We start from the raw sequence: 283 nt of genomic DNA, 5'->3' as shown, positions 1-283 counted from the left end.
TGCGAAGACCAACACCTTCTCCGGCACGGTGACGGGCACGGGCAAACTAACGAAGACCGGCGACGGCACGCTTGTTCTTGCGGGCACGGCCAGCGACTATACGGGCGGCACGCAGATTGATGGCGGTGTTGTGTCGGTGAGTGCAGACCGCAATCTTGGTGCGACGACAGGTGCGCTCGGCTTCAACGGCGGCACGCTTCTGCTCACAGACAGCTTTGACAACAGTCGTGCGGTGACGCTTGGGACGAATGGCGGCACCATCCAGACGACGGCTGCGAAGACC

General features: G+C 62.5%; 1 protein-coding gene. It reads left to right on the top strand.

Translation table 11 applies throughout. The annotated features are described in order from the left end of the window. Nucleotides 1-283: autotransporter-associated beta strand repeat-containing protein (locus ABE527_RS21685; protein ID WP_499698268.1), on the top strand; the 283-nt coding region annotated here is incomplete at both ends.

This window comes from Brucella sp. TWI432 (genome assembly GCF_039674445.1).
GTDB lineage: Bacteria > Pseudomonadota > Alphaproteobacteria > Rhizobiales > Rhizobiaceae > Brucella > Brucella chromiisoli.
This window is presented reverse-complemented; position numbering and strand designations above follow the sequence as displayed.